At 73.5% G+C, this 17,870-nt stretch carries 14 protein-coding genes; 2 read left to right on the top strand and 12 right to left on the bottom strand.

Features of this window, described 5'->3' with window-relative positions; all coding sequences use genetic code 11:
- The 3 genes from AB0L74_RS04915 to AB0L74_RS04905 form a co-directional block, all read right to left on the bottom strand.
- Positions 1 to 967 (bottom strand): FG-GAP-like repeat-containing protein (locus AB0L74_RS04915; RefSeq protein WP_365645645.1); only part of this gene is annotated, 967 nt, incomplete at its 3' end.
- 73 nt (positions 968 to 1,040) lie between these two features.
- Positions 1,041 to 1,247 (bottom strand): hypothetical protein, encoded by a 207-nt coding sequence (locus tag AB0L74_RS04910; protein ID WP_365645643.1) that lies wholly within the window; start codon positions 1,245 to 1,247, stop codon positions 1,041 to 1,043.
- 74 nt (positions 1,248 to 1,321) lie between these two features.
- Positions 1,322 to 1,465, bottom strand: a complete 144-nt coding sequence (locus AB0L74_RS04905; protein ID WP_365645641.1) for a hypothetical protein — start codon at positions 1,463 to 1,465, stop codon at positions 1,322 to 1,324.
- 223 nt (positions 1,466 to 1,688) lie between these two features.
- Here AB0L74_RS04905 and AB0L74_RS04900 point away from each other — a divergent pair, with 223 nt between their 5' ends.
- Positions 1,689 to 2,675: a LuxR C-terminal-related transcriptional regulator gene (locus AB0L74_RS04900; protein WP_365645639.1), complete on the top strand. Its 987-nt coding sequence runs from the start codon at positions 1,689 to 1,691 to the stop codon at positions 2,673 to 2,675.
- Positions 2,676 to 2,959: 284 nt separating this feature from the next.
- Here AB0L74_RS04900 and AB0L74_RS04895 read toward each other — a convergent pair whose 3' ends face one another.
- Genes AB0L74_RS04895 through AB0L74_RS04885 form a run of 3 tightly spaced genes read right to left on the bottom strand, consistent with a single transcriptional unit; the run spans position 2,960 to position 6,995 of the window.
- Positions 2,960 to 3,478, bottom strand: a complete 519-nt coding sequence (locus AB0L74_RS04895; protein WP_365645638.1) for a methylated-DNA--[protein]-cysteine S-methyltransferase — start codon at positions 3,476 to 3,478, stop codon at positions 2,960 to 2,962.
- A gap of 30 nt (positions 3,479 to 3,508) precedes the next feature.
- Entirely contained in the window at positions 3,509 to 4,990 is a 1,482-nt protein-coding gene (locus AB0L74_RS04890) for an AlkA N-terminal domain-containing protein (protein ID WP_365645636.1), read from the bottom strand.
- Between the two features lie 49 nt (positions 4,991 to 5,039).
- On the bottom strand, positions 5,040 to 6,995 hold the full coding sequence (locus tag AB0L74_RS04885) for a heavy metal translocating P-type ATPase (RefSeq protein ID WP_365645634.1): 1,956 nt from the start codon (positions 6,993 to 6,995) through the stop codon (positions 5,040 to 5,042).
- Between the two features lie 50 nt (positions 6,996 to 7,045).
- Here AB0L74_RS04885 and AB0L74_RS04880 point away from each other — a divergent pair, with 50 nt between their 5' ends.
- Entirely contained in the window at positions 7,046 to 7,408 is a 363-nt protein-coding gene (locus AB0L74_RS04880) for a metalloregulator ArsR/SmtB family transcription factor (RefSeq protein ID WP_365645632.1), read from the top strand.
- Here AB0L74_RS04880 and AB0L74_RS04875 read toward each other — a convergent pair.
- From AB0L74_RS04875 to AB0L74_RS04850, 6 genes are all read right to left on the bottom strand, one after another.
- Positions 7,389 to 8,267: a DUF72 domain-containing protein gene (locus AB0L74_RS04875; RefSeq protein ID WP_365645630.1), complete on the bottom strand. Its 879-nt coding sequence runs from the start codon at positions 8,265 to 8,267 to the stop codon at positions 7,389 to 7,391. The genes AB0L74_RS04880 and AB0L74_RS04875 overlap by 20 nt on opposite strands.
- 40 nt (positions 8,268 to 8,307) lie before the next feature.
- Positions 8,308 to 12,231 (bottom strand): glycoside hydrolase family 2 TIM barrel-domain containing protein, encoded by a 3,924-nt coding sequence (locus tag AB0L74_RS04870; RefSeq protein WP_365645628.1) that lies wholly within the window; start codon positions 12,229 to 12,231, stop codon positions 8,308 to 8,310.
- Between the two features lie 371 nt (positions 12,232 to 12,602).
- On the bottom strand, positions 12,603 to 13,112 hold the full coding sequence (locus AB0L74_RS04865; RefSeq protein ID WP_365645626.1) for an O-acetyl-ADP-ribose deacetylase: 510 nt from the start codon (positions 13,110 to 13,112) through the stop codon (positions 12,603 to 12,605).
- Entirely contained in the window at positions 13,109 to 14,518 is a 1,410-nt protein-coding gene (locus AB0L74_RS04860; protein ID WP_365645624.1) for an NAD(P)/FAD-dependent oxidoreductase, read from the bottom strand. Before AB0L74_RS04860 ends, AB0L74_RS04865 begins: the two co-directional genes overlap by 4 nt.
- A gap of 237 nt (positions 14,519 to 14,755) precedes the next feature.
- Positions 14,756 to 15,604: an inositol monophosphatase family protein gene (locus AB0L74_RS04855; RefSeq protein ID WP_365645622.1), complete on the bottom strand. Its 849-nt coding sequence runs from the start codon at positions 15,602 to 15,604 to the stop codon at positions 14,756 to 14,758.
- A 227-nt stretch (positions 15,605 to 15,831) separates the two neighbouring features.
- The gene (locus AB0L74_RS04850) at positions 15,832 to 17,658 is read right to left on the bottom strand and encodes a gamma-glutamyltransferase (RefSeq protein ID WP_365645620.1); all 1,827 of its coding nucleotides are present in this window, start codon (positions 17,656 to 17,658) and stop codon (positions 15,832 to 15,834) included.
- Positions 17,659 to 17,870 lie beyond the last annotated feature (212 nt).

Raw genomic sequence — 17,870 nt, 5'->3', positions numbered from 1 at the left:
CACCCATCGTGATGGTGCCGTCCTTCTCATAAGCCAGAAGATCGGCCTTGCCGTCACCGGTGACATCCGCGAAGGAAAGCCGGCCGTCATACCCGCCGAACCCGGACGTGATCTTGTGATAGTCGGTGAACCCGTCACCGAAACCACGCCCCATCGTGATGGTGCCGTCCGGCTCGTAGACAGCCAGATCGGCCAAACCGTCACCGGTCAGGTCCTTCGTCGTCTTGCCGGCACCGCTGTCCACGATGTTGTTGTAGCGGCGCGGGCTGAAGGTGCCGTGGCCCGACCAGTAGGGGTAGGGGATGGTGCGGTGTACCGCGCCAGTGCTGCCCGCCTGCTCGTAAGCGTCGTACGACGTGCGGCTCGAGTCGGTCCAGCCGTTGAAGATGACGACGTGGCCGTCGGCTCCCGCCGCCGGGTTGAGCAGGATGTCACCCGGCTTCAGGGAGTCCTTGTCAATGGCACTGGTGAAGTTGAGGAGCGTGCCTGTGGTCTCCCCGTAGTTGTTGGCGGAGGACGACTTCAGGTGCCACGCCATCGAGACGAAGCCCGAGCAGTCCGTTCTGTAGGTGCCGTTCGCGTCCGTACGGTACGAGGTCATGCTGTACGGCACGCCCGCGTCCACCCAGGTCTTGGCTCTGCTGATGACCTCCGCGCGGGTGATCTGGCCTCCCACGGCGGAGTCCGCGGCCAGTGCCGCAGGAGCGGACTGTGCCGACGGCAGGCTCAGGCCGCGCTTCTTGGCCGCGGCCTGCAACTGCTCCTTGGTGGCGGTAGTGGGGTTGGGCACGGTCGGCGCGAACGGGGTGATGGTGCCGTCGGCCGGAGCGGAGGCGACTGCGACGGACTTGGCGGGAGCGTGCTCGGCGGCGTGGGCCGGGACCGAGACACCCAGGACCACGGAGGCGAGCGAGGCGGCGAGCAGGGTGGTGCCGGCAGTGAGGGTGCGGCGGAAGGAACGAGGCATGGGTGTCTCCAGTGAAGTCGCAGGCAAGTGACCCCCGTGTCGATGGCTCGGGGGCGGAGTGTGCGAGGGCGCTTCAGTCGGTTGAGAGGTTGGCGCTCAACCCCTGGGCGCCGAGGAAGCCGCGGGCACGGACGAGCAGGTCGCGTGCGTGCGCGAGGGCGATCACGTCCGAGTCGGCGCGGAGGAAGAGGAAGACGTCGACACCTGACGGTGTGGGGCGGGCCCGGATGTGCTCCACTCCGATGGCGGGCACTGCGTGCGCCCACAGCAGGTCTTCCACGGGGACGCTGATGCTCCGGACGGCAGCGGACGAAGCGCTGTGGCAGAGCGAGGCGCGGACCACGCGCACGTTGGTCAGTCCCAGCTGATACTGATGCGGACGGCAACTGGCCGGGAGTCCCGGCTGGTGTCAGCCGACTCGTCGGCGGCCGCCGCGGTGGTGGCCGTCACAACGCCCAGGACGGCGGTGACGACGAGCAGGGCAGCGGTGCGCAACATCTGATCCTCCAGGTACGGCGATGCGTGGCGAACAGCCGGACGGAGAAGTGCTGTGCGTGACTTCCGCCCTTCCGGTGATCACCATCCTGCTGTGCCTACGACCTGCGAAGAAGACTTTTCGGTGGCACTAAGATGACTGACATCTTGGTGACAGGTGTCGAACTGTGTGCCGCACAGGGCACGGAACGTGTGGCCTGCACTCATTCGGCTGGGGGGCTGGGGAATGTTGGAAGCGTTGGGGCTCGACCCGCATGTGGAAGCGGTGTACCGGGGGATGCTGGACGATCCCTCCGGTGGGGTGGCGGAACTGGCCGCGCGGCTGTCGCTGACCGAGGCCGAGACGAGGGACGGCCTCGACCAGTTGGTGGACCTGGAACTGCTCAGACCCTCCCGCGACCTGCCGGGCGGGCTGCGCGCGGTCACACCGGAACTGGGGCTGGAGGTGATCCTGCACCGCCAGGAGGAGGAAGTGGCCCGGCGTCAGCAGGAATTGGCCCGCAGCAAAGCGGCCGCCGCGCAGATCGTGGCCGAGTACGCGACGCTGCGGCCGAACACCGAGTCCGAGGGCGCCGAGCGCTTGGTCGGCATGGACACCATCCAGGCGCGGTTGGAGCAGCTCACCTGCGAGCTCACCGAGGAATGCCTGGCACTGATACCGGGGGGCGCTCAATCGGACGCCAGCCGCGAGGCCTCGCGGCCGTTGGACCAGAGCGCGCTGGCGCGTGGCGTGCGGATGCGGACGGTCTACCAGAACAGCATCAAGAACCACCCTGCCACCCTGGCCTACGCACGCTGGCTCACGGATGAAGGTGCCGAAGTGCGCACCAGCCCTGTGCTCTTGTCCCGTCTGCTCGTCTTCGACCGGTCGGTCGCGCTCGTTCCCATCTCTCCGCACAACTCCCGCCTGGGTGCCTTGTGCACGCGATCACCGGGCATCGTCGCCTCGCTGCTCGCCCTCTTCGAGCAGGTCTGGGACTCCTCAGTCCCGCTCGGAGCCGATCAGGTCACCCAGTCGGCGACCGGTCTCAGTCCCGTCGAACAGCGCCTTCTCAAACTGCTCGCCTCCGGTATGACCGACGAGGCCGCCAGCAAGCGGCTCGGAACCTCGCTGCGCACGGTGCGCCGCCAGATGGCCGCGCTGATGGAACGCCTCGACGCGACGAGCCGTTTCGAAGCAGGCCTCAAAGCGGCGCAACGCGGCTGGCTGTAGGAGGGTTGGAGCCCTGTCGGCCGAAGCGGCAGTGCGCCGGTGCGGAGGAGCCGTGCGGCGGGGTCGCTAGTGCCGCGGCAGGCAACGTTTGCCCGTCAAGGAGCGGTGTCCGGTGCGTGCTCTGGGGGTCCCCCCGGCCGAAGGCTGGGGGAGTGTCGGCCGGAAGCCCTCGTACTGGACGTACTTGGGCTTTCGGCCGGTGCGGCGAGTGGGGGTCCCCCTGCTCGAAGAGCTTGGGGGGGGTGCCGGGCGTCGCGACGGGGCAAACGTTGCCTGCCGCGGCACTAGAACAGCGCCGCGCCCCGCTCGAAGTCCAGCAGGCGCCGTTTGCGGTCCAGGCCGCCGCCGTAGCCGGTCAGGCTGCCGTTCGCGCCGATGACGCGGTGGCAGGGCACGATGATGCTCACCGGGTTGCGGCCGTTGGCCAGGCCCACGGCGCGGGAGGCGGACGGGACGCCGAGGGCGTGGGCCAGCTCGCCGTAGGTGCGGGTCTCGCCGTACGGGATCCGGTTGAGCTGGTCCCAGACCCTGCGCTGGAACGGGGTTCCGGCCAGGCTCAGCGGGAGGCTGAACTCCCGCAGCTCGCCGGTGAAGTACGCCTGGAGCTGTTCCTCCACCGCGGCGAACGAGTGCGCGTCCCTCCCCGCCGCCCGGCCGCGCTCGCGCGCGGGAACCCTCGTGCCGAAGGTCTCCTCCGGCGGGCGGTGACGGTGGTCGGTCATGTACAGGCCGCACAGGACGCCGTCGTCGGCGACGAGGGTGAGCGGGCCGTACGGGCTGTCGATGACCGTGTGCTGTTTCATCGGCGCGTGTCCTTGCTGTCTTTCCGGATCTCAGACGGGGAGGAAGTTGATGGGGTGGCCGTCCGTGGCCCACAGGTACTGGACCGCGTAGGCCCGCCAGGGGCGCCAGGCGGCGGCGCGGGCGGTGAGGGCCGCCGGCGTGGCGGGCAGCCCCAGCTCCTTGGCGGCGCGGCGGACGCCGAGGTCGGTGGGGAGGAAGGCGTCGGGGTCGCCGAGGGCGCGCATGGCGATGACGTCGGCCGTCCAGGGGCCGAAGCCGGGCAGGGCGAGCAGGCGGGCGCGGGTGTCCGCCCAGTCGCCGGCGAGGCTCAGGTCGAGGGAGCCGTCGGCCAGGTGGCGGACGAGGGTGGTGAACGTGGTGCGGCGGGTGCGGGGCATGGCCAGGGTGGCCGGGTCGAGCGCCGCGAGCGCCGCGGGGACCGGGAAGAGGTGGGTGAGGCCGCCCTCGGGGTCGTCGACGGGCACGCCGTGCGCGGTGACCAGGCGGGCGGCGTGGGTGCGGGCGGCGGCGGTGGAGACCTGCTGGCCGAGCACGGCCCGTACGGCGAACTCCGCCTCGTCGGCCGTGCGCGGTACCCGGCGGCCGGGGGCCTTGTCGACCAGGGGCGCGAGCACCGGGTCGACGCGCAGCCGCTCGTCGACGGCGGCCGGGTCGGCGTCCAGGTCGAGCAGGCGGCGGCAGCGGCTGATGGCGACGGTCAGGTCGCGCAGGTCGGTGAGGGTGAGGCGGCAGGCGATGTGGTCGGGGCGCGGGGCGAGGGCGACGATGCCGTGGCCGTGGGGCAGGCGGAGCGTGCGGCGGTAGGCGCCGTCCCGCCACTCCTCCACGCCGGGCACGGCGGTGGCGGCGAGGTGGCCGAAGAGGTTGTCCGGGTTGAGGGGGGCGCGGAAGGGCAGGCGCAGGGCGAGGGCGCCGGGGGTGGTGCCGGTGCGCCGCTCGGGTGCGCGGGCGCGCAGCTCGCTCGGGGTGAGGGCGAAGACCTCGCGGACGGTGTCGTTGAAGGTGCGCAGGGAGGAGAAGCCGGCGGCGAAGGCGATCTGCGCCATCGGCAGCGCCGTGGTCTCGATGAGCAGCCGCGCGGTCTGGGCGCGCTGGGCACGGGCCAGGGCGAGGGGGCCCGCGCCCAGCTCGGCGAGGAGCTGGCGTTCGATCTGCCGGGTGCTGTAGCCGAGCCGGGCGGCGAGGCCGGGCACGCCCTCGCGGTCCACGAGGCCGTCGGCGATCAGCCGCATGGCGCGGGCGGTGAGGTCGGCGCGCCGGTTCCACTCCGGGGAGCCGGGGGTGGTGTCCGGGCGGCAGCGCTTGCAGGCCCGGAACCCGGCCTGCTGGCACGCCGCCGCGCTCGGGTGGAACACCATGTTCTCCGGCTTGGGCGGCACCACCGGGCAGCTGGGCCGGCAGTAGATCCCGGTGGTCAGGACGGCGGTGAAGAACCATCCGTCGAACCGGGCGTCCTTGGACCGGACGGCGCGCACGCAGCGCTCGGTGTCGGTGTGCATCCCCGTCTGCATGCGTCCAGCATGGCCCGTCGGCCGCGCCGGGGCTGGCGGAATTCCGACATCAGCGTCGTCCTTCCTGGGCGGGGCCGGATCGCCACGCGGATTCCCTGAGCAGCCGCAGCCCGTTGAGGCCGACCAGCACGGTCGATCCCTCGTGCCCGGCGACGCCGAGCGGCAGCGGCAGGTGGCCGATCAGGTCCCACAGGACGAGCACGGTGATGAACGTCCCCGCGATCACCAGGTTCTGCACGACCAGGCGGCGGGCGGCCCGGGAGAGGCGGATCACCGCGGGGACGGCGGCCAGCTCGTCGCGCACCACGACCGCGTCGGCCGTCTCCAGCGCGAGGTCGGAGCCCGCGCGGCCCATGGCGACACCGGCGTGGGCGGCGGCGAGGGCGGGCGCGTCGTTGACGCCGTCGCCCACGAACAGCACCTTGCGGCCGGCCTGTTCCAGCGCGCGTACGGCGGTGACCTTGTCCTCGGGCAGCAGGTCCGCGCGGACGTCGGTGATGCCGGTGGCGGCGGCGACGCGGGCGGCGGCGGGCGCGTTGTCGCCGGTGAGCAGGGTGGGGGCGGTGCCGGTGAGGGTGGTCAGCGCGGCGGCGGCGCCGGCGGCGTCGGGGCGCAGCCGGTCGGTGAGGGCGAGGGTGCCGACGGGGGTGCCGTCGCGGGTGACCTGGACGGTGGTCTCGTCGCCCTCGGGGGTGTCGGCCCGGCCGACCAGCACCTCGTGGCCGCCGACGGCCGCCTTCACACCGCGTCCCGGGGTCGCCGTGAAGTCCGTCGCGGGCGCCAGGCGCAGGCCGCGGGCGCGGGCGGCGGCCACGACGGCGCGGGCCAGCGGGTGCTCGCTGGGGTGCTCGGCGGCCGCGGCGAGGGCGAGGAGGGCGTCCTCGTCGAGGCCGGAGCCGGGCAGCGGGCGTACGGCGGTCACCTCGGGGGCGCCCTCGGTGAGGGTGCCGGTCTTGTCCAGGGCGGTGGCGTCGATCTCGCCGAGGCGTTCCATGGCGACGGCCGACTTCACCAGGACGCCGTGGCGGCCGGCGTTGGCGATGGCGGACAGCAGGGGCGGCATCGTGGCGAGGACGACCGCGCACGGGGAAGCGACGATCATGAAGGTCATGGCGCGCAGCAGGGCACCGGTGAGGTCCTCGCCGAAGGCGAGCGGGACGCCGAAGACCGCGAGGGTGGCGGCGACCACGCCGACCGCGTACCGCTGCTCGATCTTCTCGATGAACAGCTGGGTCGGGGCCTTGGTGCGGGAGGCTTCCTCGACCAGGGTGACGATCCGGGCGATGACCGAGTCGGCCGGGTCGCGCTCGACGCGGACGCGCAGCGCGCCGGTGCCGTTGAGGGTGCCGGCGAAGACCTCGTCGCCGGGGGTCTTGAGGACCGGGAGGGGTTCGCCGGTGATGGTGGCCTGGTCGGCCTCGCTGGTGCCGTCCAGGACGGTTCCGTCGGCGCCGATCCGCTCCCCCGGCCGCACCAGCAGCACGTCGCCGACGGCGAGCTCGGCGGTGGGGACGCTCTCCTCGCCGCCGTCGCCGCTCAGCCGGGTGGCGGTGGCGGGGGCGAGGTCGAGCAGACCGCGCACGGAGTCGGCGGTGCGGGCGGTGGCCAGCGCCTCCAGGGCACCGGAGGTGGCGAAGATGACGATGAGCAGGGCGCCGTCGAGGACCTGGCCGATGGCCGCCGCGCCCAGTGCCGCGACGATCATCAGCAGGTCGACGTCGAGGGTCTTCTCGCGCAGCGCCCGCAGGCCCTCCAGCGCGGGCTCCCAGCCGCCCGCGGCGTAGGCGATCGCGTACAGCGGCCCGTAGGCCCAGGCGGAGGCGCCGCCGAGGTCCGCCGCGAGCGCCAGGAGGAAGGCGATCAGCGACGCGAGCGCCCAGCGGGCCTCGGGCAGGGCGAGGACGCGGGTGCGCCGGCGGGGCGCGTGCCGGGCCGGCGCGGGGACGGAGGTCGGGGTGAGGGTCGTGGACACGCGGACACCATACAGGAATACATGAAGACTCATTCAACCTTTCATTAGTTCAGGTGTTCATGGGAGGTGAGTAGGATGGCCGCATGGGTCACGGAGCCGTCATCCCCGCGCAGGAAGCCGCCGCACGGGTGCGCCTGGACGCGGACAACGTCGCGAAGGTCGCCACCACGCTCCAGGCCCTGTCCACCCCCTCCCGCCTGCTGATCCTCGCGCGGCTGCGCGAGGGCCCGCTGCCGGCCACGGAGCTGGCCGCCGAGGTGGGCATGGAGCAGTCGGCCTGCTCGCACCAGCTGCGGCTGCTGCGCAACCTGGGGCTCGTGGTCGGCGAGCGCCGCGGCCGGTCGGTCGTGTACGCGCTGCACGACCACCATGTCGCCGAGCTGCTCGACCAGGCCGTGTACCACGTGGAGCACCTGCGGCTGGGGATCAGCGACGCCGCGGAGTGAGCAGGCCGCTCATCGTCTCGGCGGCGCGCACGGCGGCGTCCGCGCAGCAGTTGTTGAACAGCACATGCAGTTCGTCCGCGTGCCGGGCCGCGCGCCGTAGCCGGGGCACCCACGCGGCGAGTTCGGCCGCCGCGTAGTCGTGGCGGAAGCGGTCCTCCTTGCCGCCCCTCCCCCAGTCCGGGCTGCGGCCGTGGAACCGCACGACCGCCAGGGCGGGCCGGGTGACCGGCGCGATGGGCGGCAGGGACCCGGGCAGGCCCTGGGCCATGTCGGTGCCGACGGCCGTCGCGCCGAGGCCGGACAGCAGATCCCAGGTGGCGTCGGCCCGCTCCGCCTCCCACCAGCCCGGATGCCGGAACTCCACGGCCAGCGGCCACCCCGCGGCGCGCCGGGCGCACGCCTCCAGCGCCTCCTCGCTCGCGGAACCGGGGGCGAACCACGGCGGGAACTGGAACAGCACGGTGCCCAGCCGCCCGGCCTCGCGCAACGGCTCGACCGCCTCCGCGAACCGCCCCCACACCTCGTCCAGCAGCGCCGGGTCCGCCTGCCCGCGCCGGATCGGGCCGAGCCCGGCCCGGCGCAGGTCGGCGGGGAGCGCCTCGGCGCGCGTGGGATGGCCGGTCAGCAGGGAGAACGCCTTGACGTCGAAGCGGAAGCCCTCCGGCGTGCGCTCCACCCACAGCTCGCTGTTGCGCCGGCTCGGCAGCGCGTAGTACCCGGAGTCCACCTCGACGACGGGCAGCCGGGAGGCGTAGTGCCGCAGCCGCCCCTCGGCGTCCCGCCGCCCGCGCGGATACCAGCCGCTGCCCACGAGCTGACGGTCCGTCCACGAACACGCTCCGACCAGAATGTCACCCATGGGAGCCCGGTTACCCCGGGCTCCCGGATCATGACAGGGCTCAGCCGTCCGCCGTGCGCCGCCGCGAGGCGGCCATCGCCTCGCGGACGTCGGCCAGGGGGCGCAGCCGGTAGGTGTAGGAGTAGTCGCGGTCGGCGAACAGCTTGTACTCGTCGTGGGTGTGGGCGCCCCAGCTGTTGTCGCCGCCGACGCCCATCTGACGGTGGTTCACCCGCAGGACGACCTGGTCCCGCGGGGTGAGCTGGTAGTCGTGGCGGACCCCGGAGGACAGGTCCTCCGGGGTGAAGTGGGAGGCGTTGACCTCCAGCAGCGGCTCACCGCTGACCAGCAGGCCGGCGCCGTCGCGGCCGGTGAGGGCCGCCCAGCGGACGTCGGTCTTGTTGCCGTTCTCCTGGGGGCGGATGTAGGGGGTCCACTGCTCGGCGACGGTGCCGGAGTACAGACCCACGTCGGTGCCGTTGTTGCGGTCCCAGTGGTTCTCCTCCGGGCCGCGGCCGTAGTAGTGCAGGCGGTCCAGGCGGCGCGGCAGGAACAGCAGCGTCCCGACCTCCGGGATGTACGGCAGGTTCGGGGCGCCGGGGCGCAGGGTGTTGTCGACCTTGATCTCGCCGTTGCCGAAGACCGTGTAGACGGTGGTGTACGCCGACTCCACCATGGTCGGCAGGGTGCCGCGGACCTCGATCCGGACGGCCCGGTCGCGCAGGGCGCGCACGGCGGTGCCGGTGACGGTGCGGCGGGCGCCGGCGTCGCGCCAGGTCTGGTTGCGGGTGTGCTGTCCGTTGCCCTTGTCGTTGTCGGTGGGCGCCCGCCAGAAGTTCGGCACGGGCCCGGAGTCGATCAGACGGCTGCCCTTGGCCTCGTACGAGGTGATGGTGCCGGTGCGCTTGTCGACGACGACGGAGAACGCCGTGCCGCGCACCGTGATCTCCCGGTCGCCGTCCTCGTACCGCAGGGCGGGCACGCTCTCCAGCGGTGCCGGGGTGACGGGCGGGCCGCCGGCGTCGAGGGGGAGCTGCTGGCGGGCCACCTCGAACCCGGCCTCGGCCCAGGGCGTGCGTTGCTTGGTGGTGAAGGACAGTTCGAGGAAGTACTCGGTGCCCGGCGCCGGGTCGTCCGGGAGCCGTACGGGCAGGGTGATGTCCTTGCGGGACAGCGGCGCCACGGCGAGCTGCTCAGGGGTCAGCCTGCCCCGCTGCACGGTCCCGCCGTCGGCGACCAGGGCCCACCGGCCGTCGAACTCGCGCAGGTCGGTGAAGAGGTACTCGTTGGCGAGGGTGACCGCGCCGGGGCCGCCGCCGGGGGTCAGGGCGGCGTTGACCGCCTGATAGATCCGCTTGACCTCGGCGGCCTTGCCGGTGTGGCCGCGGTCGGCGGTGACGACGCCGTCGGCGACGAAGTTGCCGTCGTTGGGGTTGTCGCCCCAGTCGCCGCCGTAGGCGAAGAAGGTCTTCTCCTTCGGTTTCCTCCGGGTGACCTCGACGGTGGCGGCGTCGAACCAGAACCGCACGCCGTCGTCGCCCGGACGGCGGTCGTCGGAGGCCAGTTCGGCGGCGGTCAGGGCACGGGCGTAGACGCGGGCGCGGCGGATGGTGCCGCTGAACTCCCGGGTCCAGTTGTCAACGTCGGTGGCGAGCGCGAGGGGCGCGGTGGTACTGCCCGGGCGCCGGGTGGTGGTACGGGTGGCGCGCGCCTCGCCGTCGACGTACAGGGTGAGCGTGCCGGCCTCCGCGTCGAACACACCGGCGAGGTGGTGTTCGCGGCCGGTCCAGTCGTCCGGCAGCGCCCAGGTCGCGGTGATCCACTGGCCGCCGGAGTGGATGAAGAACTCCAGTCTCCGGCCGTTCTGCTTCAGCGCGTACTGCGTGTCGCCCTTGGCGACGATGGGCTGGTGATAACCCGTCACGTGCGGGGTGACCCACGCCTCCAGGGTCAGCGACCCGGTGATGTCGAGGCGGTCGTCGCGGGCGAAGACCGTACCGCCGGACAGGCCCTTGTCGCGGTCGAAGGTGCCGCTCGCGGCGAGGATCTCGCCGCGCAGCCCGGCCGGCCCGGTCTCGGTCAGCAGGGTGCGCTCCGGGACGGGCCAGCTCAGCGACTGGTCCGCGAAGTCCCAGATCCAGCCGCCCTGGAGCACGTCGTAGCGGCGGACGAGGTCCCAGTACTTCTTGAAGTTGCCGTTGGAGTTCCCCATCGCGTGGGAGTACTCGATCATGACGTACGGGCGGGTGTCGGTGGTGTCCCTCGCCCGCTGCTCGACCCGCTGGGGCGTGTCGTACATCTCCGAGCGGATGTCGCTGATACCGGGGCGGTCGTCGCCCTCGTACTGGATGACCCGGGTGGGGTCGTAGGAGCGGATCCAGTCGTGCATGGCGGTGAAGGTGGAGCCGCCCCCGGCCTCGTTGCCCAGGGACCAGATGACGACGCTGGCGTGGTTCTTGTCGCGGTGGACCATGTTCTGGGCGCGGGCCACGCAGGCCGCGGTCCACTCGGGGTGGTCGCCCGGGTACTCGTCGCGGATGCCGTGGGTTTCGAGATTGGTCTCGTCGACGAGGTAGAGGCCGTACTCGTCGGCGAGTTCGTACCACAGCGGGTTGTCCGGGTAGTGCGAGGTGCGGACGCTGTTCATGTTCAGCCGCTTGATGAGCCTGATGTCCTCGACCATGTCCTCGCGGGTGAGGGCGGTGCCGCGGGCCGGGTGCATCTCGTGCCGGTTGGTGCCGCGGAAGGAGACGGGCTTGCCGTTGATGCGCATCAGCCCGTCCTTGAGCGCGAACTCGCGGAAGCCGACCCGGTGCGAGAGGGTCTCGGTCACCTTGCCGGACGGGTCGCGCAGCCGCAGGACGGCGGTGTAGAGGTACGGGTGCTCGGCCGACCAGAGCTCGGGGTCCGCCACGGCCTTGGCGGCGCGTACGGTGACGTCCTCGCCGGCGCGGACCGTGCCGAGGTCGGCGGCCTGCTCCAGCGGCCGGGGCCAGACGGCGTGGCCGCGGGCGTCGTACAGCTGGGTCTCGACGGTGTACCGTCCGGCGCCGGCACCGCCGTAGGCGCGCACGCTCGCGGTGACCGTCAGTTCGGCGGCGGTGTAGCTGTCGTTCAGCGGGGTGCCGAGGGTGAAGTCGCGCAGGTGCACGGCCGGGGTGGAGTACAGGTAGACCGAGCGGAAGATGCCGCTCAGCCGGATCATGTCCTGGTCTTCCAGCCAGTCGCCGTCGGAGTAGCGGTAGACCTCGACCGCGATCTGGTTGGTGCCGGGCCGGAGGTGGTCGGTGATGTCGTATTCGGCGGGCGTGTAGGAGTCCTCGTGGTAGCCCACCAGTTCTCCGTTGATCCACACGTAGTGCGCGGACTTGACGCCCTCGAAGTGGAGGAAGGCGCGCCGCCCGGACCAGTCGCGGGGGACGGTGAAGGTACGGCGGTACTGGCCGACCGGGTTGTAGCGGGTCGGGGCGGCCGGGGGCTGCGGCTCCTCCCCCAGGCCGTTCGGGCCCCAGTACGGATAGGTGATGTTCAGGTAGATCGGGCGGTCGTAGCCGTGCAGCTGCCACACGGACGGGACCGGGATGGTGTCCCAGTCGCCGTCGTCGACGTCGGTGCGGTGGAAGTCGGGGTCGCGGTCGTCGGGCCGCTCCGCGTAGGCGAACTTCCACCGCCCGTCCAGGCTCAGCCGGTAGGGCGAGCGGGTGCGGTCGCCGGCCAGGGCCTGCCGCACGTCCGCGTACGGCATCAGGGTGGTGTGCGGCGGCTCGGTGCCGAGCCGGAAGACACCGAAGTCGTTCCATGCCGGGGGGCCGTCGGTGACCGGGCGGGGTCCGGCCGCTGGGGCCGCGGCGGACGGCGTGGACGGCGTGGAGAGGACGGCGCCGCCGAGGAGGGCGGCGCCCGACTCCAGCAGACGGCGGCGGCTGACGACCGGGCGGGGGCGGGGGGCCGGGAGATCGGCGGGTGACGTGTGCGAGTGCGGCATGACCGTGGCCTTCCTCGGGACGACAGGGCGCTGCACCGGCTTCGGGACGCGACGGGGTCCCGCCCCCGGGCAGCCGGACCGGACGCGTCCGGCTGCCCGGGCCGCGCGGGGCGACGGCGGCTCAACCCGCCGTCGGGCGACGGAAGTTGGGGCTGGGCAGGACCACGACCGCTGAGGACAGGGCAACCTCTGAGCCAGAGTCACCCTAGGACCCGAACACAACCGAATCAATGACCCCGTCGGACTTTGTGTGGTCCTGTGAACACGGTGGGTGGCCGAGGCGTATCGCGCCGCCGCGCGCCGCCGGTCCCGCCGGAGACCGGCGCGCGGCGTCGCGCCGGCCGCGGTGCCGCGGTGCCGCCGTCTCGGGGTCAGCCGGTGAGCGCGGCGAACGCCGCGTGGGCCCGCGCGTCGAACAGGACGAACCGGACCTCCTCGACCGAGGTCCGCGCCTCCCGTACGGCCGTGACCGCGATACGGGCCGCGTCCTCCATCGGCCAGCGGTAGACCCCGGTGGAGAGGGCGGGGAACGCCACCGTCCGCGCGCCGAGTTCGTCGGCGACCCGCAATGACTCCCGGTAGCAGGAGGCGAGCAGGGCGGAGCGGTCCTCGGTGGCGCTGTGGACGGGGCCGACCGTGTGGATCACCCAGCGGGCATCGAGGTCGCCCGCGGTGGTGGCGACCGCCTGCCCCGTGGGCAGCCCCCTGCCGTACCGGGAGGCGCGCAGCCCGCGGCACTCGGCGAGGATGGCGGGGCCGCCGCGGCGGTGGATCGCGCCGTCGACGCCGCTTCCGCCCAGCAGGGAGGAGTTGGCCGCGTTGACGATCGCGTCGACGCTCTGGTCGGTGATGTCGCCCTGGACGAGGGTGAGGGTGGTCATGTCTGCCTGAGCCTTCGCCAGACGGCCTTCGCCGCGTTGTGTCCCGCCATGCCGTGCACTCCGGGGCCCGGCGGGGTGGCCGACGAGCAGATGAAGACGGCCGGGTGCGGGGTGGCGTAGGGGAACAGGGAGAGCTTGGGGCGCAGCAGGGTCTGCAGGCCGCGGATCGCGCCGGAGGCGATGTCGCCGCCGACGTAGTTGGCGTTGCGGGCGGCGAGCTCGGGCGGGCCGGCGGTCGCACGGGCCAGGACGCGGTCGCGGAACCCCGGCGCGAAGCGCTCCAGCTGGCGTTCGACGGCGTCGGTGAGGTCGCCGGTCCAGCCGTTCGGGACGTGGCCGTACGCCCAGAACACCTGCTTGCCGGCCGGGGCCCGGGTGGGGTCGGCGACGCTGGGCTGCACGGTGATGAGGAACGGTCTGTCGGGGGCGCGGCCCTCACGGGAGGCGGCGCGCAGGGCGGCGCCGATCTCGGCGCTGTCGGCGCCGATCTGGACGGTGCCGGCGACTCGGGCCTCCCGCGCGGTCCACGGGACCGGGCCGTCCAGCGCGTAGTCGATCTTGAAGACGCCGGGGCCGTAGCGGTAGCCGTCGTAGTACCGGCCCAGGCCGGCGATCCGGGCGAGTGCGGTGGGCGAGGTGTCGAAGACGTACGCGCGCGCGGGCGGCAGGTCGTCCAGGCGCTTGACCTCGTAGTCGGTGTGCACGGCGCCGCCGAGGTCCGTCAGGAGGGCGGTGAGGGCGTCGGAGATGGCCTGGGAGCCGCCGCGGGCGACGGGCCAGCCCCGGGCGTGCGCGGCCAGGGCGAAGACCAGGCCGATGGCGCTGGTGGCGAAGGAGCCGAGCGGGGCTATCACGTGGGCGACGAGCCCGGCGAACAGGGTCTTGGCCTTCTCGTCTCGGAAGCGGCGCATCAGCCACGTCGACGGGGGCAGGCCGGTGAGGCCGAAGCGGGCGAGGGTGACCGGGTCGCGGGGCAGCGCGGTGAGCGGCAGGGACATGAAGTCGCGGACGAGGGTGTCCCACCGGGGCAGGAAGGGCTCGACCAGCCTGCGGTAGGTGCCCGCGTCGCGGGGTCCGAAGGAGGCGGCCGTCTCGCCCACCGAACGGGCCAGCACGGCGGCCGAGCCGTCCGGGAACGGGTGCGCCATGGGCAGCTCGGCGTGCAGCCACCGCAGGCCGTAGCGCTCCAGCGGCAGGGCGCGGAAGGCGGGTGAGTTGATGGCGAGGGGGTGGGCCGCGGAGCAGGGGTCGTGCCGGAAGCCCGGCAGGGTGAGCTCCTCGGTGCGGGCGCCGCCGCCGACGGTGCCGCGCGCTTCGAAGACGGCCACGGAGAAACCGCGCCGGGCCAGCTCAACGGCGGCGGTCAGCCCGTTCGGCCCCGCCCCCACCACGACCGCATCGAGCATCGACGGCACCTTCGGACTCCTTCGTCAGCCGATGGCAACTGAGGATCAGGATAGGCCGGGGCACCGGCGGCGCCCCGCCTCGGGGTCCGGCCCGCGGATCGGCCGGGGCGGCGGGACCGGTCCGGGGACGGTGTCACGCGGTGAGCCGGGTCCACGGGGGCGGTCGCATCCCGGCGGATTCGGTCTCCGGGGCGGTCTTGTCCCGGCGGGCCCGGTCTCCGGGGCGGTCGCGGGCGGTCAGGCCGCCCCGCCGGACAGCAGTGCCGCCACCTGCCGGGCCGTGGCGGCGTCGCGGGCGGCGGTGAACGGCAGGTCGTTGCCGCCCGTGACGCGGAAGGGCTCGCCGGTGCGGGTCAGGTGGGTGCCGCCGGCCTCCTCCACGAGGAGCAGGCCGGCCGCGTGATCCCAGGCGGCCTCCCACGAGAACGCCGTGGCGTCCGACTCGCCGCGGGCGACGGCGAGGTACTCCAGGCCGGCCGAACCGCAGGCGCGGGGTGCCACCCCCTTGGTCCGCAGGCCGAGCAGGGCGCGCTTCTGCTCCTGCGTCGTGTAGTCCGGGTGGGACGTGGCGACCCGCAGGTCACGGCCCGGCTCCGGCGGCCCGGCGTGCAGCCGCCCGCCCTCCAGGAAGGCGCCCCGGCCGCGTACCGCCGTGGCGAACTGCTCCCGGGCGGGCGCGTAGGTCCAGGAGGCGTACACCACTCCGCGCAGGGCGAGCGCGATCAGCGTGCAGAACCCGGTCTCGCCGTGCACGAACTGCCGGGTCCCGTCGACCGGGTCCACGATCCACACCGGTGCCTCGCCCCGTATCGCCTCGTAGGACGCGGGGTTGGCGTGCACCGCCTCCTCGCCGACGACCACGGAGCCGGGCAGGAGGGCGACGAGCTGCTCGGTGAGGTACTGCTCGGCCTTGCGGTCGGCGTCCGTCACCAGGTCGTGCGGCCCCGCCTTCTGGTCGACCTCGTGCGCCGCGAGCCGCCGCCAGCGCGGCATGATCTCCAGTGCGGCGGCCTGGCGGACGGTTTCCTCCACGTCGGAGGCGTGCCGGGCGAGAAACCCGTCGACGGTTTCGCTGTCTTCGATCATGACTCCATGAGAGCACGCTCCACTGACAATCCCCACCCGGCCGGTGTACTCCGGGCGGAACCGGCATGAACACGTGCTTCTGAGCCGTCCCCGGCCACGGGGGCGGGGTTCCGTGCCGTCCCCGGTCACCGGGTTCCGTGCGTCCCCGGCCCCCGGTCACGGAGGGTCCGTGCCCGGCCCGTGGCGCCCCGGCCGGGGGCTCCGTGAACCGGACCCGCCCGCAGACGTCAGCGTCCCACCGCGTACCCCTGCATACCCCTCGGGTTCGCGGCGGCCGACAGGATGCCCGTCTCCGGGTCCCGGGCGACGGCGCACAGCCGCCCTTCCGACCAGGGCTCGCCGACGATGACGTCGTGGCCGCGGCGCCGCAGTCCGTCGACGACCGCCGGGTCCGTGCGGGACTCGACGGTCACGCTGCCCGGCCGCATGCCGCGCGGGAAGAAGGAACCGGGGAAGCTGTCGTTGTGCCAGTTCGGGGCGTCGATGGCGCCCTGGAGGTCGAGCCCCCCGCGCACCGGTGCGCGCAGCGCGACCGCGAGGAGGAAGTGGAGCTGCCACTGGTCCTGCTGATCCCCGCCGGGCGTGCCGAACGCCATGAACGGGACGCCGTCGCGCAGCGCGATCGAGGGGGTGAGGGTGGTGCGGGGGCGGCGGCCCGGCGTGAGGGTGTTCGGCAGGCCCTCCTCCAGCCAGGCCATCTGGAGGCGGGTGCCGAGCGGGAAGCCGAGTTCCGGCACGACCGGGTTGGACTGGAGCCAGCCGCCGCTGGGCGTGGCGGCGACCATGTTGCCCCAGCGGTCGACGATGTCGAGATGGCAGGTGTCGCCGCGGGTGCCGCCGTCCGGGGAGACGGCCGGCTCGCCCGGCACCGGGGAGGCCGGCCCCTTGGCGACCGTGGGCTCCCCCACGCCCAGCGCGTCGAAGCCGGCGCCCTCGGCGGCCGCCGCCCGCGCGTGGGCCGCCAGGCGCGGCGTGCGCCCGCCGGGGCTGCCGGGCCGCAGCTCGCGGGAGGCCGTGTCCCCGACCAGACGCCTGCGCCGCGCGTTGTACGCCTCCGAGAGCAGGTCCTCGACGGGGACGTCGGCGGCGTCGCCGTACCAGGCCTCCCGGTCGGCCATGGCGAGCTTGCAGCCCTCGATCAGCAGATGGACGTAGTCGGCCGAGCCGTAGGGCGGCAGCTCGGGCGGGAGCAGCGCGAGCTGCTGGAGGAGGACCGGGCCCTGGCTCCAGGGGCCGGGCTTGCATATGGTCCAGCCGTTCCAGTCGTACGTCACCGGTGTCTCGTACGTCGCCGACCAGGCGGCGAGGTCGGCGGCCGCGAGGGTGCCGGCGTGCCGCTCGCCGCTGGTGTCCAGCGCGGGGCGCCCGGCCTGCCGTACCAGGGCCTCGGCGATGAACCCGGTGCGCCACACCTCGCGGGCGGCCTCGATGCGCGCCTCGCGGTCCCCCGCCCCGGCGGTCTCGGCCAGGAGCCGCTTCCAGGTGGCGGCGAGGGCGGGGTTGCGGAACAGCTCGCCCGCGCGGGGCGGCCGTCCGCCGGGCAGGTACACCTCCGCCGAGGAGGTCCACTCCGTCTCGAACAGCTCGCGCACCGTCTCGACGGTCTCGCCGACGCGCTCCACGGGCGCGTGTCCGTGCTCGGCGTACCCGATGGCGTACTTCAGCACGTCGGGGAGGTCCTTGGTGCCGTGGTCGCGCAGCAGGAGCATCCAGGCGTCGAACGCGCCGGGCACGGCGGCGGCGAGCGGGCCCGTGCCGGGTACGAGTTCCAGACCGAGCCCCCGGTAGTGCGCCGCGGTGGCGCCGGCCGGGGCGACGCCCTGCCCGCACAGCACCCGGACCTCGCCGCCCGCCGGGGCGAGCAGGATCGGCACCTCGCCGGCCGGTCCGTTCAGGTGCGGCTCGACCACGTGCAGGACGAACGCGCCCGCCACGGCGGCGTCGTAGGCGTTGCCGCCGTCCTCCAGGACGGCCATCGCGGTCTGCGAGGCCAGCCAGTGCGTGGAGGACACCATGCCGAAGGTGCCCTGGAGGGTGGGACGGGTGGTGAACATACGGCCTCTCACCTCGCTGTTGACGCGCACAGCCTGATGCGCGCTCGGGACCGGTCCTGGGGAAACGCTGGGGAGTTCGGGCCGGGGCTCCCCCGCCTCCGCTCCCCCAGCAGGCTATCGATCGCCCTGCGCCCCTTCCGCCCCGCCTCCGGCACGAAGGGGGCCCCGTGGTCGAGGGCGATGGCCGGCGACGAGCGGGCCGGCCGCTGGGC

Origin of the sequence: Streptomyces sp. NPDC052020 (assembly GCF_040680575.1) — a bacterium.
Lineage (GTDB): Bacteria > Actinomycetota > Actinomycetes > Streptomycetales > Streptomycetaceae > Streptomyces.
The sequence above is the reverse complement of the archived record's forward strand: the minus strand, read 5'-3'. Positions and strand labels throughout refer to the sequence as shown.

Bases quoted from the DNA above. Each gene is read 5' to 3' on its own strand.
- AB0L74_RS04905 (WP_365645641.1), bottom strand. From the start codon at position 1,465: ATGTTGCGCACCGCTGCCCTGCTCGTCGTCACCGCCGTCCTGGGCGTT.
- AB0L74_RS04900 (WP_365645639.1), top strand. From the start codon at position 1,689: ATGTTGGAAGCGTTGGGGCTCGACCCGCATGTGGAAGCGGTGTACCGG.
- AB0L74_RS04895 (WP_365645638.1), bottom strand. From the start codon at position 3,478: ATGAAACAGCACACGGTCATCGACAGCCCGTACGGCCCGCTCACCCTC.
- AB0L74_RS04890 (WP_365645636.1), bottom strand. From the start codon at position 4,990: ATGCAGACGGGGATGCACACCGACACCGAGCGCTGCGTGCGCGCCGTC.
- AB0L74_RS04885 (WP_365645634.1), bottom strand. From the start codon at position 6,995: ATGAGTCTTCATGTATTCCTGTATGGTGTCCGCGTGTCCACGACCCTC.
- AB0L74_RS04880 (WP_365645632.1), top strand. From the start codon at position 7,046: ATGGGTCACGGAGCCGTCATCCCCGCGCAGGAAGCCGCCGCACGGGTG.
- AB0L74_RS04875 (WP_365645630.1), bottom strand. From the start codon at position 8,267: ATGGGTGACATTCTGGTCGGAGCGTGTTCGTGGACGGACCGTCAGCTC.
- AB0L74_RS04870 (WP_365645628.1), bottom strand. From the start codon at position 12,231: ATGCCGCACTCGCACACGTCACCCGCCGATCTCCCGGCCCCCCGCCCC.
- AB0L74_RS04865 (WP_365645626.1), bottom strand. From the start codon at position 13,112: ATGACCACCCTCACCCTCGTCCAGGGCGACATCACCGACCAGAGCGTC.
- AB0L74_RS04860 (WP_365645624.1), bottom strand. From the start codon at position 14,518: ATGCTCGATGCGGTCGTGGTGGGGGCGGGGCCGAACGGGCTGACCGCC.
- AB0L74_RS04855 (WP_365645622.1), bottom strand. From the start codon at position 15,604: ATGATCGAAGACAGCGAAACCGTCGACGGGTTTCTCGCCCGGCACGCC.
- AB0L74_RS04850 (WP_365645620.1), bottom strand. From the start codon at position 17,658: ATGTTCACCACCCGTCCCACCCTCCAGGGCACCTTCGGCATGGTGTCC.